The sequence below is a fragment of the Xanthobacter versatilis genome, assembly GCF_043193975.1.
Lineage (GTDB): Bacteria > Pseudomonadota > Alphaproteobacteria > Rhizobiales > Xanthobacteraceae > Xanthobacter > Xanthobacter autotrophicus_E.
This window is the reverse complement of record NZ_JBAFVB010000003.1, coordinates 376,312-401,587: the sequence shown is the minus strand read 5'-3', so window position 1 is coordinate 401,587 and position 25,276 is coordinate 376,312. Positions and strand designations below refer to the sequence as shown.

Genomic DNA, 25,276 nt, shown 5'->3' with positions numbered 1-25,276 from the left:
GCCGCCCCATTTGACATTCGCCCCTACCCTGCCTTTAGTGCCCCTGTCGAAGGTCCCGTGGTCCCACACGGGCGCAAAAGGGAATGCGGTGCGGGAGGTCTCTCCCCATGCCGCGGCTGCCCCCGCAACTGTAAGCGGTGAGCCCCTGCCACATGCCACTGTCGCCGCAAGGCGCCGGGAAGGCGGTGGGGGCGCTGATCCGCGAGCCAGGAGACCTGCCTTCGACAAGGTCCGCGCCGGGCGGGGTGCTCCGGTTTGCGTCCCTTCAAGCCCGCCATGCACGGGCGGCCCGCGCACCCATGGATATGTATGGTGGAGCGCGGCGAACCTGCCGATATTACAGGCGATGCCACGGCGGAGACCCCTGCCGGAACGACGCCCCGCGCCCATGACGCGCCCGCCGCCATGCCGGACAACGCGCCGACCGTGACCGTCTTCGTCTGCACCACCTGCCGCAGCAGCGGCGAGGCCGCCTCCCCCGTCGATGGCGCTGCCCTCGCCGAAGCCGCCGCGGCTGCCCCGCTGCCGGACGGTATCGCCGTGCAGGGCGTGCGCTGCCTCGCCAATTGCAAGCGGTCCCTGTCCGCCGCCATGGTCCGCCGCGATGGCTGGACCTATGTGTTCGGCGACCTTTCCGCCGACGCCGCCCCGGACCTCATCGCCGGCGCGGCGCTGCTCGCATGCTCGAGCGACGGTCTCATGCCCTGGCGCGGACGGCCCGACAGCCTCAAGCGCGGCATGGTCGCCCGCATCCCGCCTTTGTCCCTTCCCAAGGAGCCTTGATGACTTCGCTCGCCCGCGTGCCCTGCACCATCGTCACCGGCTTCCTCGGCGCGGGGAAGACCACGCTCATTCGCCACGTGCTGGAGAATGCCGGCGGCAAGCGCCTCGCGGTGATCGTCAACGAGTTCGGCGACGTGGGCATCGACGGCGAGATCCTGAAGGGCTGCGGCATCGAGAGCTGCTCCGAGGACACCATCGTGGAGCTGGCCAACGGCTGCCTGTGCTGCACGGTTGCCGACGATTTCGTGCCGGCACTGGACCAGATCCTGTCGCGCACCCCGCGCGTGGACCACATCCTCATCGAGACTTCCGGCCTCGCTCTGCCCAAGCCGCTGGTGCAGGCGTTCCAGTGGCCTGCCATCAAGAGCCGGGTGACGGTGGACGGCGTGGTGGCGGTGGTGGACGGCCCGGCGCTGGCCGAAGGGCGGGTGGCGCCGGACCTCTCGGCGCTGGCCGCCCAGCGCGCGGAAGACTCAAGCCTCGACCATGACGACCCGGTGGAAGAGGTGTTCGAGGACCAGATCGCCTGCGCCGACCTCGTCATCCTCTCCAAGAGCGACCTCCTCGACGATGCCGGCTTCGCCATCGCCGAACGGGTAGTGGCGCAGAGCCTGCCCCGCGCGGTGAAGCTGGTGCGCGCCACCGCCGGCAAGGTGGATATCGCCGTGCTGCTGGGCCTCGGCATCGGCGTGGAAGACGAGATCGACGCCCGCCGCACCCATCACGACGACGAGGAAGACCACGACCACGACGAGTTCGAGAGCATCGTGCTCCCGCTCCCTGAAATCGCCGATCCCGTCGCCCTCGCGGAGCGCGTGGTCGCGGCCGCCGGGACGCCGGACGTGCTGCGGGTGAAGGGCTTCGCGGCGGTGGCCGGCAAGCCCATGCGGCTGCTGGTGCAGGGCGTTGGCCCACGCGTGTCGCACCATTTCGACCGGCCGTGGGGCGCAGCCGAGGAGCGGCGCGGCGCACTGGTGGTCATCGGCCTCAAGGGCTTCGACCGCGCGGCGGTGGAGCGGGCCATCCTCGGCTGAGGCGAACCGGACCCCATGCACATCCTCGCCACCACATCGACGACGCTGGAGGATCTGGCCGAGCCGGTCGATCTCGCCCAGCCGCCCGGCGACATGGTGGCGCTGTCCTTCACCGACAGCGACCTCCTGGCCCTGTCCGCCGCCTGGCGGGCGCGGCGGGACAGCCTGCCCAGCCTGCGCCTCGCCCGGCTGAAAGACCTCACCCATCCCATGTCGGTGGACCTGTGGGTGGAGAAGGTGGCGCGCCATGCCAAGGTGGTGCTGGTGCGCCAGCTCGGCGGCCTCGACTGGTGGCGCTACGGCGCCGAGCAATTGTCCGCCCTCGCCCGGACGCGCGGCATCGCCCTCGCGCTGCTGCCGGGGGAAGACCAGGACGACCCGCGCCTCGCCGCCCTCTCCACCGTGCCGGCGGAGGAGCTGGCAGACTGGCTTGCTTATTTCCGTGCCGGCGGCCCGGACAATATGGGGGCGCTGCTTGAGCGCATGGCCAGAACGGCCGGATACGCCACGCCCGCCGCGAACGCACCGCCCCGCCCTGTTCCCGCCACCGCCTTCTATCGCCCTGGAGCGGGGCTGACGGAGCTGCAGACTCTCGCTGCCACCGCGCGGGCGGATGGGCGGCCCAGCGCCCTCATCCTGTTCTACCGGTCCCAGTGGCTTGCGGCGGACACCGCCGCCATCGATGCGGTAGCCGCCGCCCTTGAGGCGCGGGGCATCGCCGCCGTGCCGCTGTTCGTGCCGAGCCTGAAGGCACCGGAAGCGCGCGCCGCCGTGCGGGATGCGCTGGCCGCGCTCAAGCCGGCGGTGATCGTCACCACCACCGCGTTTGCGGCGGGGAATGCGGCTGAACTGTTCCCGGCGGGCGGGCCGCCGGTGCTCCAGGCCGCCCCCGCCACCACCGCCCGCGCCGCCTGGGCGGGCAGCCCGCGCGGGCTATCGGCCGCCGATCTCGCCATGCATGTGGTGCTGCCGGAGCTGGACGGACGGGTACTGGCGGGCGCGCTCTCCTTCAAGGATTTCGCCCCGGCCGATGCGGACCTTGCCTTCGCCCCCGCCATCAACCGACCGGAGCCGGACCAGGTGGCCCATGTGGCGGACCGCGTCGCGGGCCTCGCGCGCCTCGCCGCCACGCCCCGCGCCGAGCGGCGGCTGGCGCTGATCCTGCCCGACTATCCCGGCGCCGAGGGCCGCTCCGGCTATGCGGTGGGCCTCGACGTGCCGGAGAGCGCTCGGCGCCTCATCGCGACCTTGGGTGACGCCGGCTACGCCACTGGCGCCGCGCCCGCCGATGCCAAGGCGCTGCTCGCCGCCATCGCCCCCGCGCCGGCCCTCTCACTCGACGCCTATCGCCGCGCCTTTGAGCGCCTGCCGCAGGCGGCGCGCGAGGCTGTGCTTGCCGCGTGGGGTGCGCCCGACGCCGATGCGGAGCTGAAGGACGGCGCCTTCCACTTCCGCATGGCCCGCCTCGGCCCCCTCACCCTCGCCTTCGCACCTGATCGCGGCGCGGCGCTGGACCGGCGCGCGGACTATCACGACGCTGCCCTGCCGCCGCGCCACGCTCTCATCGCTTTCGGCCTGTGGCTACGCGAGGGTCTGGATGTCCACGCCGTCATACATCTCGGCGCCCACGGCACACTGGAATGGCTTCCGGGAAAGGCGGTGGCGCTGACGCCGAGCTGCTTCCCGCAGCTGGTCATGGGCGCGCTGCCGGTGGTCTATCCCTTCATCGTCTCCAATCCCGGCGAGGCGGCGCAGGCCAAGCGGCGGCTCGCCGCCGTCACCATCGGCCACCTGCCCCCGCCGCTGGCCGCCGCCGGCCTGTCCGAGGCCGAGCAGAAGCTGGAGCGGCTGGTGGACGAATACGCGCAAGCCGACGGCCTCGACCGCCGCCGTCGCGAGCGCCTCGCCCAGCTCATCGTGGAGACCGCCGGCGACACCGGCCTTGCCGCCACCGCCGGCGTCACCACCGCCACCGATCCCGACGAGGCCCTGCGCCGCATCGATGCCTGGCTGTGCGACCTCAAAGACCTCGCGGTGAAAGACGGCCTTCACATCTTCGGCCATGTGCCGCCGGAGGAGACCGACCCTGCCCGCATCGCCTCGGCCGCCGCCGAGACCCGCGCGCTGCTCGATGCCCTCGACGGCCGCTTCGTGCCGGCCGGCCCCGCCGGGGTACCGGCGCGGGGGCGGCGGGACGTTTTGCCCACCGGGCGCAACCTCTACACCGCCGATCCGCGCACCCTGCCCACCCCCACCGCCTGCGACCTCGCACTCAAGGCGGCGGATGAGGCCCTGCGCCTGCTGCTGCAGGAACAGGGCGACTGGCCCCGCGCGCTGGTGCTGGACCTGTGGGGCAGCGCCTCCCTGCGCACGGGGGGCGAGGAGATCGCCCAGGGCCTTGCTTTCCTCGGCTGCCGGCCCGTGTGGGAGGCGGCAAGCGGCCGCGTCACCGGCATCGAGGTGATGCCCCCGGCCGTGCTGGGGCGCCCGCGCATCGACGTGACCTTCCGCATCTCCGGCCTGTTCCGCGACATTTTCCCGGCCCAGATCGCGCTTCTGGACGCCGCCGTGCGGGCCGTGGCTGCGCGGGACGAGGACGACGCCGAGAACCCGCTCGCCGCTGCCCGCCGCCGGGGCGAGGACCTGTCCCGCCTGTTCGGCTCGGCGCCGGGCGCCTATGGCGCCGGCATCGAGGCGCAGCTCCAGCGCGGCGCCTTCGCGGATCGCGCCGAGCTGGGCCATGCCTATCTTGCCGCCGCCTCCCATACGTATGGCGGGGCGGATGGCATGGCGCGCCCCGCCCCCGGCGCCTTCGCCGGGCGGATCGCGCAGGCGGACGCGCTCATCCATGGCGCGGACGATGCCGCCCGCGACCTCCTGGACGGCAGCGAGGATGCCGCCTTCATGGGCGGCTTCGCGGCGGCCGGCGCGGCGCTGGGGCGCAAGGCGCACCTCGTGGTGCTCGACACCACCGACCCCGACCGCCCCCGCGCCCGGCCCCTCTCCGAAGCGCTGGCGCGGCTGGTGCACGGGCGGGTTTCGGCCACCTTCATCGCAGGCCAGATGCGCCACGGCCCGCGCGGTGCGGCGGAGCTGGCGGAGACGGTAGACCGCCTCGTCGCCTTCGCCGAGACCACGCAGGAAGTGGCAAGCGCCCTGCTGGACCGGCTCCACGACGCCTATCTGGCGGAGCCGTCGGTGCGCGCTTTCCTGCTCGACCAGAACCCCGCCGCCGCCCGCGCCATGGCCCGCCGCTTCGCCGATGCGCGCCGGCGCGGCCTGTGGCACAGCCGCCGCAACGCCCTCGACGCCGATCTGGAAGGCCTCCTCGCGGAGGTCCATCCTGTTGCAACCGAGGAGGCGGCCGAATGAGCCCGCGCCCGCCCGCGCGCCGGGGCGCCTGCCCTGCCTTCCTCGCCCCCATGGAAACCGGCGACGGTTTGATCCTGCGCCTCGTGCCGGCGGAGGGCGCCATCTCCTCCGGCCAGTTGCGCGGCCTGTCCCGCGCGGCCATCGCCTTCGGCAATTCCATGATGGAGATCACCGCCCGCGGCAGCCTTCAGGTGCGCGGGCTGACGGCGGAAACGGTGGCGCCGCTTCAGGATGCGGTGCTCGCGCTGGGCATTACGCCGCGCCTCGGCCTCGCCATCGATATCTCCCCCCTGTCGGGGCTCGACCCCCGCGAGATTGCCGATGCCCGTCCCCTCGCCCAACGCATCCGGGAGGGAGCGGCAGGGCTTGCAGGCAAGCTGGGGCCGAAGGTGTCCGTGGTCGTCGATGGCGGCGGAGCCATCGGCCTTGCTGGCCATAAGGCGGATGTCCGCCTCGTCGCCATGCGCTCCAGCGCGGGCGTGAGGTGGTCCATGACCATCGGCAGCGGCGCGCCGGAACTGCTGACGGAGCAGGATGCGGCGGCGCTCGCCCTCGACGCCCTGTCGCGGATCGCCGCCCTCGGCCGCCGCGCCCGCGCCACCGACCTGCCGGGATGCGCCGCGACGCAACCCGCCACCTCCGGTGAGGACGGCACGCCCTCCCCCCCGCTGGGCACCTTCTCCCTCGCCGGCGGGCGCTTCGCCTGCGGCATCGGCCTGCCCTTCGGCGCCGGCGCGGCCGGACTGTTCGCGGCTCTCGCCGATGCCGCCGAAAAGGCCGGCGCCCGCGACCTGCGGCCGGCCACCGAGCGGGTGCTCCTCGCCACCGGCCTCGACGCGGAGGGTGCCCATGCCTTCGCGGCGGAAGCCCGGCGGCTCGGCTGCCTGACGGCGCCCGACGATCCCCGCGCCTTCATCGCCGCGTGCCCCGGCTCGCCGGCCTGCGTCTGCGCTCATTTTCCGGCGCGCGACCTCGCGCCCAATGTCGCCGAGGCCCTTGCGCCGCTGCTGGACGGGACGGTGACGGTACATTTGTCCGCCTGCGCCAAGGGCTGCGCCCATCCCGCGCCGGCGACCCTCACCTTCGTGGGCATGGACGAGGGGATCGCTCTGGTGCATGAGGGCGCACCGTCCGGGGCACGCGGTCCGGCGATCGCGGTGGATGCCCTGGTGGCGACGCTGGCAACGCTCGCCGCCACGTCCCGCGCGCCCGGCGAGACGGGACGCGGGCTTCTGGCCCGGATGCAAGAGGCAGGTTTACCGGCGGGCCTGTGGCTGCGCGAAGGAAACGACAAACCGATGGTGAAGACGTGACGAGCCGCGCAGCATGACCCTCCCCTTCGACTACGTGCGCGACGGCACCGCCATCTACGAGCGCTCCTTCGCCATTATCCGCGCCGAGGCGGACCTGTCGCGCTTCTCCCCCGAGGAGGAAGACGTGGCGGTGCGCATGATCCACGCCTGCGGGCTGGTGGACGCGGCGCGCGATTTCGTCTTCGGCCCGGGCGTGGTGGCCGCCGCCCGCGCGGCACTGCAAGCCGGCGCGCCCATCCTGTGCGATGCCCAGATGGTGGCCCACGGCATCACCCGCGCCCGCCTGCCAGCCAGCAACGAGGTGGTCTGCACCCTGCGCGATCCCGCCGTGCCGGAGCTGGCCGAAAAGCTCGGCACCACCCGCTCGGCCGCCGCGCTGGAATTGTGGCGCGAGCAGCTTGCCGGCGCGGTCGTCGCCATCGGCAATGCGCCCACTGCCCTCTTCCATTTACTGGAAATGCTGGACAAGGGCGCACCCCGCCCCGCCGCCATCCTGGGCATGCCGGTGGGCTTCGTGGGCGCGGCGGAATCCAAGGATGCGCTGGCGGCCGATCCGCGCGGCGTGCCGTTCGCCATCGTGCGCGGGCGGCTCGGCGGCAGCGCCATCACCTCGGCCGCCGTCAACGCGCTGGCGAGGGCCGGGCTATGAAGGGCCAGCTCATCGGCGTGGGCGTCGGCCCCGGCGACCCCGATCTCATGACCCTCAAGGCGCTGAAGGCCATCGCCGGCGCCGACGTGGTGGGCTATTTCGCCAAAGCGGGGAACGTCAGCCACGCGCGCACCATCGCGCAGGCGCACTTCCGCCCGGACACGGTGGAGCTGCCCCTGCTCTATCCCGTCACCACCGAGATCCATCGGCACGATGACGCCTATCGTACAGCCATCGGCGCCTTCTACGACGCCTCGGCGGCGGCGGTGGCGGAGCATATCCTCGCCGGGCGCACCGTGGCGGTGCTGAGCGAGGGCGACCCGCTATTCTACGGCTCCTACATGCACCTGCATGTGCGCCTCGCCCAACGCTTCCCCACCAAGGTCATCCCCGGCGTCACCGGCATGTCCGGCTGCTGGTCGCAGGCGGGCGCGCCCATCGCCCAGGGCGACGACGTGCTCATGGTGCTGCCCGGCACACTGGATGAAGCTGAACTTGCCCGCCGCCTCGCCACGGCCGATGCGGCGGTGATCATGAAGGTGGGCCGCAACCTGCCCAAGATCCGCCGGGCGCTGGCCGCCGCCGGCCGGCTCGACCGCGCGCTCTATGTGGAACGCGGCACCATGGCCGATTGCGCGCTGGTTCCCCTGGCCGAACGGGCGGACGAGCGCGCGCCCTATTTCTCCATTGTGCTGGTGCCCGGCTGGGAGCGCGCGGCATGACTGGCGGCGACCGGCGCGGGCGCATCACCGTGGTGGGCCTCGGCCCCGGTGCGGCCCGGCAGATGACGCCTGAAGCGGCGGCGGCGGTGGAAGCGGCGGACCTGGTCTTCGGCTATGCCCCCTACCTCGCCCGCCTGCCGGAGCGGCCCGGGCAGGAGCGCCGGCCTTCAGACAATCGCGAGGAGATCGCCCGTGCCTCGGCCGCGCTGGATGCGGCCGTTGCCGGCGCGCGGGTCGCCATGGTGTCGGGGGGCGATCCCGGCGTGTTCGCCATGGCCGCCGCCGTGTGCGAGGCCATCGAGCACGGGCCGGAGGCGTGGCGCGCCCTCGATTTCGAGGTGGTGCCCGGCGTCACCGCCATGCTGGCGGTCGCGGCGCGCTGCGGGGCGCCGCTGGGCCACGATTTCTGCGCCCTCTCGCTCTCCGACAATCTGAAGCCCTGGGCGCTGGTGGAAAAGCGCCTGCTGCTGGCGGCGGAGGCCGGCTTCGTCATCGCCCTCTACAATCCCATCAGCCGGGCGCGGCCGTGGCAGCTGGGACGGGCCTTCGCGCTGCTGCGCGAGCGCCTAGCGGGCAGCGTGCCAGTGGTGTTCGGCCGCGCGGCGGGGCGCGAGGATGAGCGCATCACCCTCGCCACCCTGGCCGAGGCCGACCCGGCGCAGGCTGACATGGCCACTTGCGTGATTATCGGCACCGCCGACACCCGCATCGTGCCGCGTCCCGGCCTGCCGCCCCTGGTCTACGCGCCGCGCTCGGCGGACAGGCCCGCGCCGCGAGCGGATGGAGAGTCCGCGCCGCGAGCGGGAGAAGAGCCCGTGTCTCCAGTGGAGGAATCCGCGCCTTGAGCGCCGAGCCGGTCGAGCAGCCATGCCTCGGCTTCCGCCGGCGTCTCCACCGCTGGGACGGCGGGAAAGGCGGGCCGCGCGATCAGCAGCACCTCGATGCCCAGCGCGCGGGCGGCCGCCATCTTGCCGCAGGTGGCCGAGCCGCCGCTGTTCTTGGCCACGATGGTGTCGATGCGGTGCGCCTCCAGCAGCGCGCGATCATCGGCCTCGCTGAACGGGCCACGCCCCAGCACGTATTCGGCCTCAGGCACCGCCAGCGGCGGGGTGACCGGATCGACACTGCGCACCAGATAGACATGCTGTGGCGCCGCCTCGAAGGCGCGCACCTCGTTGCGCCCGAGGGCGAGGAACACCCGCCGCGGCGCATCCCCCAGCGCGGCGACCGCCGCCGGCACATCGACCACCTCCCGCCAGCGATCGCCGGCAACGGGCATCCATGGCCCGCGCCGCAGGGCGAGGAGGGGCACGCCCGCCGCCGCGCAGGCCTCAGCCGCATTGAAGGACATGCGAGCGGCATAGGGATGGGTGGCGTCCACCACGGCGGCAATGCGCTCCGCCTTCAGGTAGTCTTCAAGGCCCTCAGCGCCGCCGAAGCCGCCGACGCGCACGGGCACCGGCTGGGGCGCGGGATGTTCCGTGCGCCCCGCCAGCGACAGGACCACGTGGAGGCCGGCATGATCGGCGATGCGGGCGGCAAGCCGCCTCGCGAGGGCACTGGCCTCGCTGGTGCCGCCCAGCAGGAGAATGCGCGGAACCATGGCTGAAACGGCGCGGGTCGAGACGGAGGGATCGCTCATGGCGGGCATAAGTGCCCCAGCGGGGCGCTGGCTGTCCATCGTCGGCATCGGCGAGGATGGGGCGGACGGTCTCTCCCCCGCCGCGCGCGCCGCCATTTCCTCCGCCGAAATCGTGTTTGGCGGGGCGCGCCACCTTGCGCTCGCGGGCGGGCTCGTCACCGGAGAAGCGCAGGTGTGGCCGAGCCCCTTCAGCCTTGTCGGCGTTCTCGCCGCGCGCGGGCGGGCGGTGTGCGTCCTCGCCTCGGGCGATCCCTTCCTTTACGGCGTGGGCGCGAGCCTCGCCCGCCATGTGCCGGCCGACGAGATGCGCGCCTTCCCCGCGCCTTCCGCCTTCGCGCTGGCCGCCGCGCGCCTTGGCTGGCCGTTGCAGGAGGCGGACCTCGTATCCCTCCACGGCCGGCCGCTGGCCCGGCTGCGGCCCTTCCTTCAGGACGGCGCGCGGCTGATCCTCCTCACCTCGGACGGCGACGGGCCGCGACAGGTGGCGGATTTCGTCACCGCCCACGGCTGCGGTGCTTCGCGCCTTATGGTGCTGGAGGCGCTGGGCGGCCCCTCCGAGCGGGTGCGCGAGACGCGGGCCGAGGCCTTCGCCTTTACCGACGTGGCCGCGCTGAACGTGGTGGCGCTGCAGGTGGCGGCGGAGGCAAACGCCCCCCTCCTGCCTCTCGCCAGCGGCCTTGCCGACGACTTGTTCGAGCATGATGGCCAGATCACCAAGCGCGAGATCCGCGCCCTCACCCTCTCCTCCCTCGCGCCACGACGGGGGGAGCTGTTGTGGGATATCGGCGCGGGGGCTGGGTCCATCGCCATTGAATGGCTGCTGGCGCATCCCTCCCTCAGTGCCGTCGCCATCGAGGGGCATGCGGAGCGCGCCGCCCGCGTCGGCCGCAATGCCGGGCGCCTCGGCGTGCCGCATCTGAAAGTCGTAGAGGGTGCGGCACCCGGCGCCCTTGCCGGACTGCCCCCGCCGGATGTCATCTTTCTCGGCGGCGGCGCCTCGGAGCCGGGCGTGTTCGAGGCGGCGCTGGCGGCGCTGAAGCCGGGCGGGCGGCTGGTGGCCAACGCGGTGACGCTGGAGACGGAAGCGGTGCTCCTCGCTGCCCATGCAAGGCTCGGCGGCGATCTCGTACGCATCGCGCTGGCGCGCTCCGTGGCGGTGAAGGGCATGACCGGCTGGCGGCCCGCCATGCCGGTCACCCAATGGCGCTATGGCAAGCCGCCCGAAGGCAAGCCACCTGAGACCGAGGGAGGCGGGGCATGATCGTGGCCGGCATCGGCTCGAAGCGGGGTGTGAGCGTGGACGAGGTGCTGGCCGCCTTCGACGCGGCCCTGGCGCGCGCCGCGCTGGCACGGGACGACGTGGCCCTCATCGCCGCGCCGGCAGTGAAGGGGGGCGAGGCCGGTATCAGCGAGGCGGCGGCGAGGCTCGGCCTGCCGCTGGTGCTGGTGCCCCAGACCCAGCTAGAAGCCGCCTCCAACCGCACCAAGACCCGCTCGGAGCGGGTGATCGCCCTGCTGCGCGTGCCCTCGGCGGCGGAGACTGCGGCGCTTGCCGCCGGCGGTGCCCGGGCGCGCCTTCTGGGGCCGCGCCTTGCGCTCGGCCCCGTCACCTGCGCCCTGGCCCGGCGGGAGGAAGAAGAAGCGTGACCGTTCATTTCATCGGCGCGGGACCCGGCGCGGCGGACCTCATCACCGTGCGCGGGCGCGATCTCATCGCCCGCTGCCCGGTCTGCCTCTATGCCGGCTCCATCGTCGCGCCGGAACTGCTGGACTACTGCCCGCCCGGCGCGCGCATCGTGGACACCGCCCCCCTCGACCTCGACCGGATCGAGGCCGAATATGTGCGCGCCTTCGCGGCGGGCGAGGATGTGGCGCGGCTGCATTCCGGCGACCTCTCGGTCTACAGCGCGGTGGCCGAGCAGATGCGCCGGCTCGACCGGCTGTCCATCCCCTATACGCTGACGCCCGGCGTGCCGGCCTTCGCGGCGGCGGCAGCGCTGCTGAAGCGGGAGTTCACCGTGCCCGAGGTGGCCCAGAGCCTCGTCATCACCCGCGTCTCGGGCCGCGCCTCCGCCATGCCGGAGAGCGAAAAGCTTAAAGCCTTCGCTGCCACGGGGGCGACCCTCGCCATTCATCTGGCCATCCATGCCCTCGACAAGGTGGTGGCGGAACTGACCCCGGTGCTCGGTGCCGACTGCCCGGTGGCGGTGGTGGCCAAGGCCTCCTGGCCGGACGGGCGCGTCGTCACCGGGACCCTCGGTGACATCGCCGGCCAGCTTGAGGCCGACCCCATCCCGCGCACGGCGCTCATTCTGGTGGGGCGGGCGCTGGCGGCGCAGGATTTCCGCGAGAGCGCGCTCTACGACACCGCCTATGTCCGCCGCTTTCGCGGGGGCGGAGAATGAGGGACGGCTCAGGCCTGCGCGGGGGCGAAGGGGGCGCGGCCCATGAGCGTGCCGTCGCGGTCGAACACGACGATCTCCAGCGCCACGTCGGCCCGGCCGAGCGCCCGCGCGGCGGTGGTCCAGGCGGCCTGGGCCACGCAATCGCCCAGCGGGAAGCCTGCGGCGCGGGCGATCTGAAACGCCTCCGCCACCATGTGCGCGGCGCCGATGCGCGCCGCGAGGTCCGCCCCGGCGCCGGCGCCCGACGCCAGAGTGGCGAGGGCATCCATGTCGGCGCGGCCGCGCTTGGAGTGGAGATCGAGGAAACCCTGGCCGAGCTTGGTCATCTTGGCGACGCCGCCGGCCACCGTCACCTTCGCCACGGGATGGGCGCGCAGATATTTCAGCATGCCGCCGACGAAATCGCCCATGTCGATGAGCGCCACCTCGTCGAGGCCATGCAGCTTCTGCACCGCCTGCTCGGAAGCGTTTCCGGTGGCCCCGGCCACGTGATCCAGCCCCATGGCGCGGGCCACATCGATGCCGCGATGGATGGAGTGGATCCACGCCGCGCAGGAATAGGGCACGACGATGCCCGTGGTGCCCAGCACCGAGAGCCCGCCGACGATGCCGAGGCGCGGATTGAGCGTCTTGAGCGCGAGGCGCGCCCCGTCGGCGATGGAGATTTCCACGTCCGCATCGGCCGCAACGCCCGCCGCGCGCGCCACCTCGGCGATGCCGGCGGCGATCATGCGGCGCGGCACCGGATTGATGGCCGGCTCGCCGGGCGGGATCGGCAGGCCCGGCCGCGTCACCGTGCCCACCCCCTCCCCGGCCCGGAAGGTGACGCCCGCCCCCGTCGCCCCGCGCCGGACGGTGGCGCGCACCAGGGCGCCATGGGTCACATCCGGATCGTCGCCCGCATCCTTGACGATGCCGGCCATGGCGCTGTCGGGGCCGAGATCCTGAACCGCGAGGGCGAAGGCGGGACGGGCGCCGCCGGGCAGTTCCACCTCGACCGGATCGGGAAAGGCGCCGGTGACGAGCGCGGCAAAGGCGGCCTTGGCCGCGCCGGCGGCGCAGGTGCCCGTGGTCCAGCCGCGCTTCAGCGGACGGTCGGTGGGGGCGCCTTCGGGACCATCGCTCGGCACGTCGCTCATGACCGCCTTGATAGAGAGGCCAGGCGGACTGCGGAAGGGGGGCGTGCATGGTGAGCCCTCGGGGTCTCCTCATCGCCGCGCCGCGTTCCGGCTCGGGCAAGACAACGATCACCCTCGCCCTGCTCTCGGCTTTGGCACGGCGGGGCGTCGCCGTGCGGGCGGCGAAATCGGGACCGGACTATATCGACCCCGCCTTCCATGCCGCCGCCACCGGCCGTCCGGGCCTCAATCTCGACAGCTGGGCCATGCCGCCGGCCCTCGTCGACCACCTCGCCTCGACAGCCGCGCAGGGCGCCGAGCTGCTGGTGACGGAAGGCGCCATGGGCCTCTTCGACGGGGTAGCGACCGAGCCGGGCCGCACCGGCGCGGGAGCCGACATCGCCGCCCGGCTCGGTCTGCCGGTGCTGCTGGTGCTGGATGTGTCGGGGCAATCCCAGACAGCGGCGGCGGTGCTGCGCGGCTTCCTCACCCATGATCCTCGGGTGCGCATCGCCGGCGTGGTGCTGAACAAGCTCGGCAGCGAGCGGCATATCCGCATGATCCGCGAGGCCGTCGCCCCGCTGGGCGTCCCCATCCTTGGAACAGTCCCGCGCGAGGCGACCATCGTGCTGCCCGAGCGCCATCTGGGGCTGGTGCAGGCCGGGGAGACCGACGATCTCGCCGCCCGCCTCGAAGCCCTGGCCGATCTCGGCGAACGCCATCTCGACCTCGACGGCATCCGCGCCGCCGCCGGTCCCCTCGGTCTCGCAGCGGGAGATGCGAACGCGCTCATCGCGCCGCCCGGCCAAAGGATCGCACTGGCGCAGGATGCGGCTTTCAGCTTCATGTATGGCCATCTGCTGGCGGGCTGGCGGGCACTGGGGGCGGAAATCCACCCCTTCTCACCGCTTGCCGACGAGGCGCCGGACCCGTCCTGCGACGTGTGCTGGCTACCCGGCGGTTATCCCGAGCTTCATGCCGGACGGCTGGCGACAGCGGCCCGCTTCCTAGAAGGCACGCGGCGATTTGCGCAGTCCAAGCCCGTGCATGGGGAGTGCGGCGGCTACATGGCTCTTGGCCGAGCGCTGACCGACGCAGACGGCACCACCCACGCCATGCTCGGCCTGCTGGACCTCGAGACCAGCTTTGCCCGCCGCAAGATGAACCTCGGCTATCGGGCGGCCCGCCTTCTGGCCCCCTCGCCCCTCGGGGCGACGGGGGAAACGGTGCGCGGCCACGAGTTCCACTACGCGACCGTCGTCACCCGCGGCGGCGACGCGCCCCTCGCCGAACTGTCCGATGCCGAAGGCCGCCCGCTGGGCCCAGCCGGCAGCCGGCGCGGCAGCGTCACGGGCGGCTTTTTTCACGCCATCGCGCGGGGCTGACGTTCGCGCGATTTCCGCTCGCCCTGGCTCAGACAAACCGCTCGAGACTTTGCTTCAACGCGTTTTCTTGACGCGAACCGGAGTCCACTTGGCTCGAAAACGCTTTAGAGCACGCCTCAGACCTGCCTGACGGTGACGGCAAGGATGCGCTTGGCCACCACATAGGCCGCCGGAATGGCGACGACAGCGCCGATGGCGGCAGCGATGGGGATGAGGCGCATGTCCTGCCCCGCCAGGGACGGCATGGCCAGGACAAACAGGATGGCCGCGCCCGCAAAGGTGGTGGCGAGAATGAGCCAGACGAGGATCGCAATCTTGAGCATGGTAGAGGCTCCCGCAGCAGACGTCTTTTGATACGCCCTTCCGCTGGGTCCGCTTTTGACAACGATCAACTGTGAATGAGACCGCCGTGTCGCATGCATTCAACGCATGACCGTTACCGGCACTTGCGGGTTATAGTCGCATCCGCAGGCACGCCGCCGGGCGCCGGAAGGGCACGCCGCCGATCCCCGGGAGGGACGCAATGCAGTGTCAGTTCAAGGAAGATGACTTCCGTGCTGCCATCCTCGACATCGTCAGCCACAAGGATGGGCAGGCCATAATCATCCAGGTGATTGGTGGAAACACCCTCACCGGTTTCGCCCCCCTCAGCGTGGGCCGGGACTATCTCAGGTGCCAGGTGGCCGCCGGGACCGGGCAGAAGGAACAGGTGGTTCCCTTCCACTCCATCACCTGCGTGCGCTGAGGCGCCCGAGCTTGGAAGCCTGCGCGCAGTAAAACCCGGCGTGCGCCGAGGAGTCGCCCCTGTCAGGCTGGCCGCGCCGTCCTATATCGTATATCCATCGCGGGCGTTCGATCGCCCCGGCACTTCATGCCCCTCAGGAGCCCCCCATGGCAGCACCCCAGCCCCTTTCCCGTCCTGCGACCGCGCGCTTCCCGCTGCTGCGCGACAAGATGCTGATCGGCGGCGCCTGGGTGGATGCGGACTCAGGCGCCACCATCGAGGTCAACAATCCCGCCACCGGCGAGATCATCGGCACCATTCCGAAGGCCGGCGCCGCCGAGACCCGCCGCGCCATCGAGGCCGCCTCCGAAGCCTTCAAGACCTGGCGCGCCACCACCGCCGCCGAGCGCGCGGCGAAGCTGCACAAGCTCGCCGACCTCATCACCCAGAATGCGGACGAGCTGGCCGCCATCCTCACCACCGAGCAGGGCAAGCCGCTGGCCGAGGCCAAGGGTGAGATCGGCGCCTCCGCCGGCTATGTGCGTTGGTTCGCGGAAGAGGCCCGGCGCCTCTATGGCGACGTGATTCCCTCGCCATGGGGCAATCGCCGCATCCTCGTCACCAAGGAGCCGGTGGGCGTGGTGACGGCGGTGACGCCGTGGAACTTCCCCTCCTCCATGCTGTCGCGCAAGATTGGCGCGGCGCTGGCGGCGGGCTGCACGGTGGTGGCCAAGCCCTCCGAGCTGACCCCCTATTCGGGCCTCGCCTGGGGCGTGCTGGCCGAGATGGCCGGCATCCCGGCGGGCGTCGTCAACATCGTGGTGGGCGAGGCTCCCGCCATCGGCAGCGAGATGACCTCCAACCCGCTGGTGAAGAAGGTGACATTCACCGGCTCCACCCCCGTGGGCAAGCTGCTGATGAAGCAGTCCGCCGACACCATGAAGAAGATCTCCATGGAGCTGGGCGGCAACGCGCCGTTCCTGGTGTTCGACGATGCCGACCTCGACCTCGCGGTGGAGCAGGCCATCGCCTCCAAGTTCCGCAACGTGGGCCAGACCTGCGTGTGCGCGAACCGCTTCTACGTGCAGGCCGGCATCTATGACGCCTTCGCCGCCAAGTTCGCCGAGGCATCCAAGAAGCTGAAGGTGGGCAATGGCCTGGACGAGGGCGTGGTCGCCGGCCCGCTCATCGACGACCGCGCGCTGGCCAAGGTGGAACGCCTGCTGAAGGACGCCCTGGACAAGGGCGCCACCGTGCTCACCGGCGGCAAGCAGCCCGCCCTCGGCGGCACCTTCTTCGAGCCCACGGTGCTGGCCGGGGCCACCCAGGACATGGCGTTCGCCCGCGACGAAATCTTCGGCCCGCTGGCCCCGCTCTTCAAGTTCGAGACCGAGGAGCAGGCCGTGTCGTACGCCAACGACACGGAATACGGTCTCGCCTGCTACTTCTTCACCAAGGACCTCGGCCGCGCCTTCCGGGTGGCGGAAAAGCTGGAATACGGCCAGGTGGGCATCAATGCCGGCGTCATCACCACCGAAGTCGCGCCCTTCGGTGGCGTGAAGGAGAGCGGCATGGGCCGCGAAGGCTCCAAGTACGGCTGCGACGACTATCTGAACATCAAGTACATGTGCGTCGGCGGGCTCTGACCCGCCCCGCCCCCGGGGCGGTCCACCGCCCCGGGGCTTCCTGCATCAGGCTGGCGGCGCGAAGCGCAAGGCGATGCCGATGCGGTTCCAGGCGTTGATGGAGGCGATGGTCACCGTCAGGAAGACCGCCTCGTCCTCCGAGAATTCCTTGAGCAGCGCCGCCCAGGCCGCGTCGGAGGCAGCTTCCGCCTCAAGCTGCGTCAGCTCTTCCGCATAGGCCAGCGCCGCACGCTCCCGCGCCGAGAACGTCGGTGCATCCCGCCAGGCCGCCAGCAGGTCGAGCTTGTCCTGCGGCACGCCAGCCTTTCGCGCCACCCCCAGATGGAACTTCAGGCAGAAGGCGCATCCGTTGATCTGGGAGGCGCGCAGCTTCACCAGCTCGGTCAGCCCCTTGTCGAGGCCCGAGGCGTCCACCGCCTTGGTGAGGGCGGACAGCCCCGCATAGACATCCGGGGCACGCTCAGTGAAGGCCTTGTAGGTGGGGCGGGAAAGCGGATCGGCCATGAACTGGTCCTTTCGATGATCCTCAGGCAATATCAAAGCTCGAATATAATATCAGAGCTTTGATATGAACGACAAGGCACCATCTCTTGCCCCGGCACCCGGCGACGGCAAGCGCGGGACGCACGGCTATCTGGGCTACCTCTTACGACAGGCCGCCACGGCCCATCGCCAGCGCATGGAGAAGGCGCTCTCGGGCCTTGGGCTGACCGCGCCGCAATTCACCGTGATGACCATGGTCGAGGCCTATCCCGGCTTGAGCGGCGCGGACCTCGCGCGCCTTGCCCTCGTCACGCCGCAGACAGTCAGCGTGATTCTTGCCAATCTCGAGCGGGCGGACCTGGTGCGCCGGACGCCTCACGCCGTGCATGGACGCATCCTCGAAGTGGTGCTCACCGAAGCTGGCCGCGCGCTGCTTGTCGATGCGCGGGCGCGGGTCCATGCTCTGGAGCCCGACCTGCAAGCGAACCTGCCACCCGAAGCGGAAGACGCAGTGCGTCGCTGGCTCGTGGCCGTGGCGCAGTTTGCCCCGTAGCCTCAGCTCTTCAGCCGGTAGCCGGTACGGAACATCCAGCGCACGGTGACGAGGCACACGGCGAGGAAGGCGAGCGTCATGGCGAAGCTCACCTCCACCCGCACGTCCGAATGGCCGAAGAAGCTCCAGCGGAAGCCGGAGACCAGATAGACCACCGGGTTGAACAGGGTCACCGTCCGCCACACCGGGGGCAGCATGTCCAGCGAGTAGAAGGTGCCGCCGAGGAAGGTCAGCGGCGTGATCACCAGCATGGGGATGACCTGCAGCCGCTCAAATCCGTCGGCCCAGATGCCGATGATGAAGCCGAACAGGGAGAAGGTGACCGCCGTCAGCACCAGGAACGCCAGCAGCCACACCGGATGGCGGATCTCCAGCGGCACGAACAGCGAGGCGGTGGCGAGGATGATCAGCCCCAGCACCGTGGACTTGGTGGCCGCCGCCCCCACATAGCCCGCCACGATCTCGAACGGCGACACCGGCGCCGACAGCAGTTCGTAGATGGTGCCGGTGAAGCGCGGGAAGTAGATGGCAAACGCCGCGTTGCTGATGGACTGCGTGAGCAGCGTCAGCATCATCAGGCCCGGCACGATGAAGGCGCCGTAGGGGACGCCCCCCACCTCCGCCATGCGCGGGCCGATGGCCGAGCCGAACACCACGAAATACAGCGAGGTGGACAAAACCGGCGAGACCACGCTCTGCCCCAGCGTGCGCCGGGTGCGGTTCATCTCGAAGCCGTAGATGGCGGCGATGGCTTGCAGGTTCACGGCTCGCGCCTCACCAGGCTCACGAAGATGTCTTCGAGGGAGCTTTGCTCCGTATGGAGATCTTTGAAGGCGATGCCCTCCGACGAGAGGGCGGCCAGCAGGCCGGCGATGGAGAGGCCGTCGTCGTCCCCCTCGCGGTTGGTCGCGTAGGTGTAGGTGAGGCGGGTGCCGTCGTCCGACAGGGCGAGCCCGAAGTCCGCCAGCGCCTGCGGCAGGGCGGCCAGCGGCGCGGTCAGCTCGACGGTGAGCTGCTTCTTGCCCAGCTTGCGCATGAGCGTCGCCTTCTCCTCCACCAGGATCAGCTCGCCCTTCGCGATCACCCCAACCCGGTCGGCCATCTCCTCGGCCTCCTCCAGATAGTGGGTGGTGAGGATGATGGTGACGCCCTCGTCGCGCAGTTCACGGACGAGGCGCCACATGTCGCGGCGCAATTCCACGTCCACGCCGGCGGACGGTTCGTCGAGGAACAACACCTCCGGCTCGTGGGACAGCGCCTTGGCGATGAGGACGCGACGCTTCATGCCGCCCGAGAGCGTCATGATGCGGGCGTCCTTCTTGTCCCACAGCGACAGGCTGCGCAGCACCTTCTCGATATAAGCGGGGTTCGCCTTCCGGCCGAACAGGCCGCGCGAGAAGCTGACCGTCGCCCACACGCTCTCGAACGAATCGGTGGTCAGCTCCTGCGGCACCAGACCGATGCGGGAGCGCGCCGCGCGATAGTCCGTGACGATATCGTATCCGGCAACCTCCACCGTGCCGGCTGTGGCGTTCACGAGGCCGCAGATGATGGAGATGAGGGTGGTCTTGCCCGCGCCGTTGGGCCCGAGCAAAGCGAAGATCTCGCCGCGCCGGATGTCGAGGCTGACATCCTTCAGCGCGACGTGGCCGGTCGCGTAGGTCTTGCCGAGGCCGGAAACGGTGATGACGCTGGTGGAGGCGCCGGGGGTGGCGATCATGGAAGAGTCGCGGGTCGCAGGAGCGCTCATGGGGGCGCTTTAGACCACGTCACGGTGGCGGCGGGAAGCCCCGCCGCCTGCCCCTCACGCATATGCGCAGGCCGCTCAGGCGCCCTGGATGGCGCTGAGGCGCCAAAGCCCGGCTGCCCCGCCGGTCGGGCCCGCGATGCGGTCGCGCACGAAGGTCCACACCTCGGTGCTTTCCCCGATGCCCGCGGCGCCGGAGACGACCTTGCCGCTGGCGCGGTCCAGCATCACGTCGCGGCTGGCATAGCGCATGGCCACGGTGGCGTACTCGCGATTGCCCTCCCGCCACGCCTCGGCCACGTCGCCCTGAAGCAGCTTCACGTCGGAGACCTGGTTGCGCAGCCCGCGCTCGGCATTCTCCCGCAGCTCGTCGGCGAGATAGCCGAACATCTCCGGGGTGGTGTTCGCGCGAAGCTCGGCCTGATCCTCCCGACTCACCGCACCCTGGATGATGCCGAGCAGGCGCTCGAAGGCATCGAGGTCAGCCGGGGTGACGCCGATCTCGTCCTGCACGCCGGGAGGACGCCCGCTGCCGGCCGGCGGAGCGCTGGCAGCGCGCCAGTCGCCGCGCGCCGCGGGACGCGGTCCGCCATAGCCACCACCCGCTCCCGCGCCGGCAGGGACCGGCTGCGAGCGGCGCAGCAGGCGCATCACCAGCATCACGCCGGCCACGACGAGGCCGACCTGAAGCAACAGCCCCAGGATACCAGCAAGCCCGCCGAGCCCCTGCCCCATCAGCATGCCGATGAGACCGCCAATGAGCAGGCCGCGCATGAGCGAGCCGGCGAATCCATTGCCGAACATGGAGGGCCGCTGAGCGGCCGTCTGCGGCCGGGCCGCGCTGGACGGCGCCGTCTGCGGCGAAGTTGTGGAGCGCTGCACTGGCGCCACCGTGCCCGGCGCCGTGGGGGTCGAGGCCGGGGTCTGGTAGGTTCGGTTTCCCCGGCTACCGAAGGAGCCGCCTTGGCGCGCATCCGCATGGTCCGCGACGACGAGGGTCAGCGCACCCGCGACGGCCAGCGCCGCCAGAACCGTCCCTTTGCGAAACATGGACATTCCGATCAGATCCTCCCCGACGCCGGGCAAATGCCGCAGCGTCACATGCGCACTCATATAGGAGAGGTTGCAGCGATTGCGAGGGCCTCGGCGTCACGTTTGCCACGTGAGCGCGCGCTGATATGGTCGCCTCGCCTGCCGCGCCGTCGCTTTCCGGAGCCACCGATGCCCGTCCTTGCCGTGCGTGCCCTTGCCAGAAAAGCCTTTGCCGGGAACAGGTTTGCAAAACCGATCCTTGGCCTTCTCGCCGGCTGCGCCGTTCTGGGCGCACCGATCGCGCGGGCCGAGCCCATCGGCGTCACCGTGCGCAACGAGAGCGTGGCCGCCACCTGCGCCGAGACCGACAACGTCACGCTGTCCTTCGTCTCCGACAAGGTGAGCCGGTTCCGCATCGTCGCCCGTCACCCGGCCTACACCGGCATGCTGCGCATCGACCGGACCGAACCGGATTTCGACACCTGCGACTTCTCCGGCGACCCGGCGGTGCCGGCCACCGCCCCCGCGACGGCCGGAACACCGCCGGCCGCGATCACGGCTCCGAAGCGCATCACCATCTATGAGACGCCGGACCTGTGGCTCACCGGCTTCGTCTTCCCCTCGTTCTGGCGCGCCGCCACGGTGCCGTTCCGGGTGGGCACCGAGGCGACGCAAGGCCTGCACATGGTGCAGCTGTGGGTGCGCGGCGAACACCAGCAGCCGGAAGAGGTGCTGGTGGTCTATCCGCCGGATGGCTATTGGCGGGCGCGGCCGCTGTCGCCGGCGCATCTTGCAAGCACCGCCTACGGCTCGTCCTTCCTGCTGGGTCCGGTGGAGCAGGCCGAGCGCCCGCTGGTGCGCCTGAAGGAGATCGGCTTCGCGCCGCAGACGCGCACCTTCACCCTGTCGTTTGCCGACGGCGGCAAGGCTCGGCTGAAGCTTGCCAGCGTGGATCGCGATGCGCTGACCCTTGAAGCGGAATTCGACGGCACGGCGCCGCGCACCTTCGCCGCCTTGCGCTCCATGTATGTGACCGAGGGCAATGCCGACGTGGCCCGCGTCTCCTGGCGGACGCTGGCGAAAACCGGGGTGCCCGCCACCATCGGCGAGGCTCCCGTGCTGAGCTTCACCGATGCCGACAACGTCGCCATGCTGTGGGCGGGGCGCCTCGTGCCCTCCCGCCACAACACCAGCGCACCGGACTTTATCTTCGACGGCTTCGCCAGCCGCTGAGACCCATCAGGCGACGGCGAGCACCGCTTCCGCCTCCAGCACGCCACTGGCGCCGCTGGTGACGGCTTCTTCCAGCCCCTTCGCCTCGGTCGCGAGGTTCTCGGCGAAGAAGCGGGCGAGGGCGATGCGTGCGGCAAGGCGCGGGTCGGTGCCGCCCGCGGCGCGCTCCCCATAGGCGGCCAGCGCCACCTTGGCGAGATAGGCCCCGCCGGCGGCACGGGCGAACAGGCGCAGATAGGGCGTCGCCCCGGCCAGCGCCTTGGCCTGGTCGCTCGGCAGCCAGTCCAGCATCTTGCGGGTGGCGCGGGCGAGCGCATCCACCGCCTCGGCGAGCCGCACCCCCGTATGGCCGAAATCCGGCGCATTCAGTGCGGCCACCTCGGCGACGATGTCGCGATAATCGGCGATTACCGCGTTCACCACATCGCCGCCCTCCTGCGGCAGCTTGCGGGTGACGAGGTCGATGGCCTGGATACCGTTGGTACCCTCATAGATGGCGAAGATGCGGGCATCGCGCAGGTGCTGGGCGGCGCCCGTTTCCTCCACATAACCCATGCCGCCGTGCACCTGCACGCCGGTGGAGGCCACCTCGATGCCGATGTCGGTGGAGAAGGCCTTGGCCACCGGGGTCAAAAGGCTCGCCTCGGCCAGCGCCGCCGCGCGGGCGGAGGGGTCGGGCAGGCGGTGGGCGCGGTCGAGGGCATCGGCGGTCTTCAGGCAAATGGCCCGGGCGGCGTCGGTCTCGGCGCGCATGGTCAGAAGCATGCGCTTCACATCGGGATGGGCGATGATGGGAGCCGAGCCCTCGAAGCCCGGCGCCTTGCCCTGCCGGCGGTCCTTGGCATAGGCGAAGGTGGGTGGCGCGCTCTGCCACCGCCACGCCCTGGATGCCCACCGCGAGGCGGGCGTTGTTCATCATGGTGAACATGCAGGCGAGGCCGCGATTTTCCTCGCCCACCAGATAGCCGATGGCGCCCTCGCCCTTTTCGCCGAACACCATGGTGCAGGTGGGCGAGCCATGCAGGCCCAGCTTGTGCTCGATGCCGGCGCAGACCACGTCGTTGCGTTCACCGAGGCTGCCGTCCGCGTTCACCAGCACCTTCGGGACCAGGAACAGGGAGATGCCGCGAGTACCGGCCGGCGCGTCCGGCAGGCGGGCGAGCACGAGGTGGACGATGTTCTCGGCGATGTCGTGCTCGCCGTAGGAGATGAAGATCTTGGTGCCGAACACCCGGTAGGTGCCGTCCGCCTGCTTCACCGCCTTGGCGCGCAGGGCGGCGAGGTCCGAGCCCGCCTGCGGCTCGGTGAGGTTCATGGTGCCGGTCCAGGTGCCGGCCACCATCTTGGTGAGATAGGTCTGCTGCAGTTCGGGGGCGCCGTGGGCGGTGAGGGCCTCGATGGCGCCCATGGTCAGCACGCCGCCGATGCCGAAGGCGGGCGAAGCGGAGTTCCAGAATTCCGTGAGTGCCGAGGTCACCGAGGTCGGCAGGTGCTGGCCGCCGAACTCTTCCTCGGCCGCGACCGAACTCCAGCCGGCGGCGGTCCAGGCCTCATAGGCGGCGCGCCAGCCTTCGGGGGTGGTCACCGCGCCGTCCTTGAGGGTGCAGCCCTGCTTGTCCGCCACCTTGTCGAGGGGGGCGATGACGGACGCCGCGAACTTGCCGGCCTCTTCCAGCACCGGGTCCACCACGTCGAAGGACAGGTCCACGAGGCCCTGCTCCATCAGCAGGGGAAGAGCCGTGCAGGTCTTGAGAAAAAAGGCGACCTCTTCCACCGGCGCGCGATAGCTCATGTGACCCTCCCCTGTGCGGCACGCGCTTGACCGGCCCGGCGGGGCGCGCTCTAAGCACGCGACGTTCGGCTTCCCACATCGCGGCGCCGGCAGGCTTCGTCAAGGGGCGCGCTGTGGCCATTGGTCGGACACGCGTGGATTGAAGGCATCATGGTTTCTCCCGCTCCGCCCCAGATGCGCCCGACCCGCCTTTTGCCGGCCGCCGCCCCCGGCGCTGTCGAAGAGGCGGCGCGGCTTCTTTCCGGGGGCGGGCTCGTGGCCTTTCCCACCGAGACGGTCTACGGCCTCGGTGCCGATGCGGCGAACCCTCAGGCCGTGGCCGCCCTCTATGCCGCCAAGGGGCGCCCGGCCTTCAACCCGCTGATCGCCCATACGAAGGACGCCGCCTCCGCCCGCCGGCTCGGCAGCTTCAACCGGGCGGCGAACATCCTCGCGGAGCGCTTCTGGCCGGGGCCGCTGACGCTGGTGGTGCCTTATGCCGGGGGCGACGGCGTCTGCGAGCTGGCGCGGGCGGGGCTCGACACGGTAGCCCTGCGGGTGCCCGCCCATGGCGATGCCGCCGCGCTCATCGCGGCCTTCGGCGGCGCGGTGGTGGCCCCCAGCGCCAACCGCTCGGGCCATGTCTCACCCACCACCGCCGCCCATGTGATGGACGACCTTTCCGGCCGTATCGATGCGGTTGTGGACGGCGGGCCGACGCCGGTGGGGGTCGAATCCACCATTCTCGATGTCACCGGGGAGGTTCCGGTGCTGCTGCGTCCCGGAGGCCTGGCGCGGGAGGAGATCGAGGCCGCCCTCGGCCACCCCGTCGCGCGGCCCGTCGCCACCGACGACGCCCGCCCGCTGGCTCCGGGCCGCCTCGCCTCCCATTACGCGCCCCGCGCCGCGCTACGCCTCGACGCGACCCATGTCGCCCCGGGCGAAGCCCTGCTCACTTTCGCGGGGATGGCACCGGACGGCACGCCGAATGCCGACAGCGTGCTCGACCTTAGCCCGTCCGGCGACCTCACCGAGGCCGCGGCCCGGCTCTATGGCGCGCTGCGGGCCCTCGATGCCTCGGGTGTGTCCGCCATCGCCGTGGTGCCGCTGCCCCGCACCGGCCTTGGCGAAGCCATCTCCGACCGCCTCGCGCGCGCTGCCGCGCCGCGCCCCTCCCCAGCCCCTTCCGGAAGCGAGATCCCCGCATGACCGAGACGCTCGCCACCACCGCCGTTGAGGGTTTCGCCTTCAGCCATGCGCAGGACACCGACACGCCGGCGCTTGCCGCCTTGTGGGAGCGCGCCGGCCTGACGCGCCCGTGGAACGACCCCTTCGCCGACATCGCCCTGGCCCGGCGCGGGCCCCATTCCACCATCCTGGTGGCACGGCGGGACGGCGCTCTGGCCGGCTCGGTGATGGTGGGCCATGACGGCCATCGCGGCTGGGTCTATTACCTCGCCGTGGAGCCGGACCTGCAGCGCAAGGGCCTCGGCCGCGCCCTGCTCACCGCCGCCGAGGACTGGCTGCGCGCCCGCGCCGTGCCCAAGCTCATGCTGCTGGTGCGCCCGGACAACGAGGCCGTGCGCGGCTTCTATTCCGCCGTCGGCTATCTGGAGGAGCCGCGCGTCGTCTTCTCCCGCCGCCTCGACGGAAAGTAAGACGCG

24 protein-coding genes, 1 pseudogene and 1 riboswitch are annotated in these 25,276 nt (G+C 71.3%); of the genes and pseudogenes, 17 read left to right on the top strand and 8 right to left on the bottom strand.

Translation table 11 applies throughout. The features are described from left to right. Positions 1–33: 33 nt before the first annotated feature. A riboswitch (cobalamin riboswitch) is annotated at positions 34–237 on the top strand. Between the two features lie 75 nt (positions 238–312). Genes V5F66_RS09365 through V5F66_RS09335 form a run of 7 tightly spaced genes read left to right on the top strand, consistent with a single transcriptional unit; the run spans position 313 to position 8,718 of the window. Beyond that, positions 313–783, top strand: coding sequence for a DUF1636 family protein (locus V5F66_RS09365; RefSeq protein ID WP_394093756.1), 471 nt, complete (start codon positions 313–315; stop codon positions 781–783). Then, a complete protein-coding gene (gene cobW / locus V5F66_RS09360; protein WP_157048120.1) occupies positions 780–1,817 on the top strand; it encodes a cobalamin biosynthesis protein CobW in 1,038 nt (345 codons plus the stop codon). The genes V5F66_RS09365 and cobW overlap by 4 nt, the downstream gene beginning before the upstream one ends. Positions 1,818–1,832: 15 nt before the next feature. Further along, a complete protein-coding gene (gene cobN, locus V5F66_RS09355) occupies positions 1,833–5,189 on the top strand; it encodes a cobaltochelatase subunit CobN (protein ID WP_394093712.1) in 3,357 nt (1,118 codons plus the stop codon). Next, positions 5,186–6,502, top strand: a complete 1,317-nt coding sequence (gene cobG, locus V5F66_RS09350; protein ID WP_394093711.1) for a precorrin-3B synthase — start codon at positions 5,186–5,188, stop codon at positions 6,500–6,502. The genes cobN and cobG overlap by 4 nt, the downstream gene beginning before the upstream one ends. Positions 6,503–6,515: 13 nt before the next feature. Next, positions 6,516–7,151, top strand: coding sequence for a precorrin-8X methylmutase (locus V5F66_RS09345; RefSeq protein WP_394093710.1), 636 nt, complete (start codon positions 6,516–6,518; stop codon positions 7,149–7,151). Next, on the top strand, positions 7,148–7,873 hold the full coding sequence (locus tag V5F66_RS09340) for a precorrin-2 C(20)-methyltransferase (protein WP_394093709.1): 726 nt from the start codon (positions 7,148–7,150) through the stop codon (positions 7,871–7,873). Before V5F66_RS09345 ends, V5F66_RS09340 begins: the two co-directional genes overlap by 4 nt. Continuing rightward, positions 7,870–8,718, top strand: coding sequence for a precorrin-3B C(17)-methyltransferase (locus V5F66_RS09335; protein ID WP_394093708.1), 849 nt, complete (start codon positions 7,870–7,872; stop codon positions 8,716–8,718). Before V5F66_RS09340 ends, V5F66_RS09335 begins: the two co-directional genes overlap by 4 nt. Here V5F66_RS09335 and V5F66_RS09330 read toward each other — a convergent pair. Then, positions 8,613–9,476 (bottom strand): cobalt-precorrin-6A reductase, encoded by an 864-nt coding sequence (locus tag V5F66_RS09330; RefSeq protein WP_394093755.1) that lies wholly within the window; start codon positions 9,474–9,476, stop codon positions 8,613–8,615. The genes V5F66_RS09335 and V5F66_RS09330 overlap by 106 nt on opposite strands. A 37-nt stretch (positions 9,477–9,513) precedes the next feature. Here V5F66_RS09330 and cbiE point away from each other — a divergent pair, with 37 nt between their 5' ends. The 3 genes from cbiE to cobM are packed head-to-tail and all read left to right on the top strand — an operon-like array spanning position 9,514 to position 11,920. Next, complete coding sequence (gene cbiE / locus V5F66_RS09325) at positions 9,514–10,776, top strand: precorrin-6y C5,15-methyltransferase (decarboxylating) subunit CbiE (RefSeq protein WP_394093707.1); 1,263 nt, start codon at positions 9,514–9,516, stop codon at positions 10,774–10,776. After that, positions 10,773–11,162, top strand: a complete 390-nt coding sequence (locus V5F66_RS09320; RefSeq protein ID WP_012115254.1) for a cobalamin biosynthesis protein — start codon at positions 10,773–10,775, stop codon at positions 11,160–11,162. Before cbiE ends, V5F66_RS09320 begins: the two co-directional genes overlap by 4 nt. Further along, positions 11,159–11,920: a precorrin-4 C(11)-methyltransferase gene (gene cobM / locus V5F66_RS09315; RefSeq protein ID WP_394093706.1), complete on the top strand. Its 762-nt coding sequence runs from the start codon at positions 11,159–11,161 to the stop codon at positions 11,918–11,920. Before V5F66_RS09320 ends, cobM begins: the two co-directional genes overlap by 4 nt. An 8-nt stretch (positions 11,921–11,928) precedes the next feature. Here cobM and V5F66_RS09310 read toward each other — a convergent pair whose 3' ends face one another. Next, positions 11,929–13,059, bottom strand: a complete 1,131-nt coding sequence (locus V5F66_RS09310; protein ID WP_394051409.1) for a cobalt-precorrin-5B (C(1))-methyltransferase — start codon at positions 13,057–13,059, stop codon at positions 11,929–11,931. Positions 13,060–13,109: 50 nt separating this feature from the next. Here V5F66_RS09310 and V5F66_RS09305 point away from each other — a divergent pair, with 50 nt between their 5' ends. Continuing rightward, positions 13,110–14,423, top strand: a complete 1,314-nt coding sequence (locus V5F66_RS09305) for a cobyrinate a,c-diamide synthase (RefSeq protein ID WP_394093754.1) — start codon at positions 13,110–13,112, stop codon at positions 14,421–14,423. 116 nt (positions 14,424–14,539) lie between these two features. On the opposite strand, the gene V5F66_RS09300 is transcribed toward V5F66_RS09305, so the two are convergent. Continuing rightward, a complete protein-coding gene (locus tag V5F66_RS09300; RefSeq protein WP_012115250.1) occupies positions 14,540–14,746 on the bottom strand; it encodes a hypothetical protein in 207 nt (68 codons plus the stop codon). A 200-nt stretch (positions 14,747–14,946) separates the two neighbouring features. Between V5F66_RS09300 and V5F66_RS09295 the strand changes: the two genes are divergently transcribed. Then, positions 14,947–15,168 carry a hypothetical protein gene (locus tag V5F66_RS09295; RefSeq protein WP_012115249.1) on the top strand — a complete coding sequence of 74 codons (222 nt, stop codon included), beginning with the start codon at positions 14,947–14,949 and terminating at the stop codon, positions 15,166–15,168. Between the two features lie 146 nt (positions 15,169–15,314). Then, complete coding sequence (locus V5F66_RS09290) at positions 15,315–16,793, top strand: NAD-dependent succinate-semialdehyde dehydrogenase (RefSeq protein WP_394093705.1); 1,479 nt, start codon at positions 15,315–15,317, stop codon at positions 16,791–16,793. A gap of 45 nt (positions 16,794–16,838) precedes the next feature. Here the strand turns inward: V5F66_RS09290 and V5F66_RS09285 are convergent, their stop codons facing one another. Next, the gene (locus V5F66_RS09285) at positions 16,839–17,297 is read right to left on the bottom strand and encodes a carboxymuconolactone decarboxylase family protein (protein WP_394051415.1); all 459 of its coding nucleotides are present in this window, start codon (positions 17,295–17,297) and stop codon (positions 16,839–16,841) included. Between the two features lie 64 nt (positions 17,298–17,361). Between V5F66_RS09285 and V5F66_RS09280 the strand changes: the two genes are divergently transcribed. After that, on the top strand, positions 17,362–17,829 hold the full coding sequence (locus tag V5F66_RS09280; RefSeq protein ID WP_394093704.1) for a MarR family winged helix-turn-helix transcriptional regulator: 468 nt from the start codon (positions 17,362–17,364) through the stop codon (positions 17,827–17,829). A gap of 2 nt (positions 17,830–17,831) precedes the next feature. Here the strand turns inward: V5F66_RS09280 and V5F66_RS09275 are convergent, their stop codons facing one another. The 3 genes from V5F66_RS09275 to V5F66_RS09265 form a co-directional block, all read right to left on the bottom strand. Further along, complete coding sequence (locus V5F66_RS09275) at positions 17,832–18,593, bottom strand: ABC transporter permease (RefSeq protein ID WP_394093703.1); 762 nt, start codon at positions 18,591–18,593, stop codon at positions 17,832–17,834. Next, complete coding sequence (locus tag V5F66_RS09270) at positions 18,590–19,579, bottom strand: ABC transporter ATP-binding protein (RefSeq protein WP_393998955.1); 990 nt, start codon at positions 19,577–19,579, stop codon at positions 18,590–18,592. Before V5F66_RS09270 ends, V5F66_RS09275 begins: the two co-directional genes overlap by 4 nt. Positions 19,580–19,654: 75 nt before the next feature. Next, on the bottom strand, positions 19,655–20,632 hold the full coding sequence (locus V5F66_RS09265) for a Tim44 domain-containing protein (RefSeq protein ID WP_394093702.1): 978 nt from the start codon (positions 20,630–20,632) through the stop codon (positions 19,655–19,657). Between the two features lie 165 nt (positions 20,633–20,797). Between V5F66_RS09265 and V5F66_RS09260 the strand changes: the two genes are divergently transcribed. Next, complete coding sequence (locus V5F66_RS09260) at positions 20,798–21,841, top strand: hypothetical protein (RefSeq protein ID WP_394093701.1); 1,044 nt, start codon at positions 20,798–20,800, stop codon at positions 21,839–21,841. A 6-nt stretch (positions 21,842–21,847) separates the two neighbouring features. Here the strand turns inward: V5F66_RS09260 and V5F66_RS09255 are convergent. Further along, positions 21,848–23,633: pseudogene (locus V5F66_RS09255) on the bottom strand (acyl-CoA dehydrogenase). A gap of 150 nt (positions 23,634–23,783) precedes the next feature. On the opposite strand from V5F66_RS09255, the gene V5F66_RS09250 reads away from it, so the two are divergent. Next, complete coding sequence (locus V5F66_RS09250) at positions 23,784–24,821, top strand: L-threonylcarbamoyladenylate synthase (protein WP_394093700.1); 1,038 nt, start codon at positions 23,784–23,786, stop codon at positions 24,819–24,821. Beyond that, a complete protein-coding gene (locus tag V5F66_RS09245; RefSeq protein ID WP_393998960.1) occupies positions 24,818–25,270 on the top strand; it encodes a GNAT family acetyltransferase in 453 nt (150 codons plus the stop codon). The genes V5F66_RS09250 and V5F66_RS09245 overlap by 4 nt, the downstream gene beginning before the upstream one ends. The last annotated feature ends 6 nt before the right edge of the window (positions 25,271–25,276 follow it).